Genomic DNA, 1981 nt, shown 5'->3' with positions numbered 1-1981 from the left:
CTCTAGAAACCATGTAATTTAAGCAAATATTTATCTAAATTACAAATTGCACTGTCTGAGTCAGCATTACCTCAGACAGTGCAATTTTTTTATAAAAATAAAGCAGTAAACCGTAGTCAACAAATTTGTATTTTAATTCAAATAGAAAAATAAATATTCTTGGAATCAATATATTAAATAACATAAACTAACAACTATAGCATAGTTAAATAAACTAAATTAGCTCATTCACAATGTCGATCAATTGTTCTGTCTTACAAGCAACACTAATGCATAAACATAGAGCTAAACTTTAAGATAAATACATAGACTTAGAAATTATTATCCAATCAGACAATCAGCTACTATTACCAAAGAAAAGATGAAATTAACCTAAGATTTATCTTGAAAGCAAACCTATTATGCAAAACCCAAAGTAAGCGGATTACAACTTAGATCAAACTTATCCCAACTAATCGAGCAGATAGGTAATAAATAATTTCAACAATAGAAGAAAAAAACTTGAACAAAACTTAGAATAGCAAAAAAAGAAAATAAAAAAAGATATCTTAATCTCTAAGATATCTTTTTAAAATTCATGGTGCGGATAAAGAGACTCGAACTCTTACACCTTTCGGCGCCAGAACCTAAATCTGGTGCGTCTACCAATTTCGCCATATCCGCACAAGCAATCAAAACTGATTGAGCGTTAAATTATAGGATAATTTGCATTCCATGCCAAGAGAAATATTTCAATAATATACAAATAGATACACATAGACATAATTCTGTCTGACAGCTTCTTATTGTAAGCTCAGTGGTAGAAATAAGTTTACTATTGCAAATATCATTTCAGATAAATAGTGTCACTAGCAAAATACCGCATCCAAAAACCAATACGCCAATGAATTCAGACAGCAATCTAACCGAACAGAATAAAATAATAGAGAGAGAGATCAAATGTTTGGTGGGTGATGACGGAGTCGAACCGCCGACATTCTGCTTGTAAGGCAGACGCTCTACCAACTGAGCTAATCACCCTGTGCTGTTGAGGCGCGTATTTAATCATAGAGTAAGAAACACAGCAAGCTCTTTTTTTCTTATACAGAGCAATTGTTTTATAATTTATTGTTTTAAAAATAAAACTTAACCTAGCTACTATTTAATTATTCTCAGCGTGCATCAAATCATATTTTCAGATACCACCTTTCAGCAGATATACACATCTTCAAAGCGCAGCACAATTAATATTTTAAAATTAAAACAAAACTTACAAATTCATCCAATATCTTGATTTCATTATTAATGAATAAATATTACTCTATATAGTGATTTCTTTTCTACATCTACACAGATTAAATAAAAAAACTGTTATTAAATAATTTTCTCTACAGATATAGACAACATTCATCAGAAAATAAACAATACATTGCCAAATACCAGCTAAAAAATAAATTAATAATATATTATTTAAAAAACAAACAATATAAACAAACAACAAATAACTGTTTAAACCAAAATATGAATATATTAATTTTAATTAGCAAGAATCAGATATAGTAGCCATACATTTATCCTCTATGATAATTTCCCACTCTTAACTAAACAGATTTAATTTCGTCCTCATCCTAAAAATTCATATTTTATAACTATTCGGATTGAAACAAATGAGGATAAATTTTCACAAAGATACTTTTAACATAAATAATACAAACTAAAATCAATCTCAACTAATATTCTGTTTTCTTGGACTAAATTCCAATCTGAATACCAGTAAACAATTCTTATTAAAATTACAAAAGCGGATTCAACCAAACTGATACTATTGCTATACCTGTATATACCGTCAGCTCATCTTAATACCCATATAAATCACATATAACATAAAGAATTAAGAAAACTATCAATAAGCAACCAGATGCAATCCGAACGCATGCAGCCAAATCTCGTATTCTCTCTCAAATCCTGAATTATACCGTTTTAGCATTTTAAATCTGCTTGC

General features: G+C 29.1%; 2 tRNA genes. Both read right to left on the bottom strand.

Annotated elements, in window-relative coordinates:
* Nucleotides 1-578: 578 nt before the first annotated feature.
* Nucleotides 579-663, bottom strand: a tRNA-Leu gene (locus BHC51_RS00930).
* Nucleotides 664-944: 281 nt separating this feature from the next.
* A tRNA-Val gene (locus BHC51_RS00925) sits at nucleotides 945-1020 on the bottom strand.
* Nucleotides 1021-1981 lie beyond the last annotated feature (961 nt).

It is taken from the genome of Snodgrassella alvi, from assembly GCF_002777745.1.
In the GTDB taxonomy this organism is placed as follows: Bacteria; Pseudomonadota; Gammaproteobacteria; order Burkholderiales; family Neisseriaceae; genus Snodgrassella; species Snodgrassella alvi_D.
The sequence above is the reverse complement of the archived record's forward strand: the minus strand, read 5'-3'. Positions and strand labels throughout refer to the sequence as shown.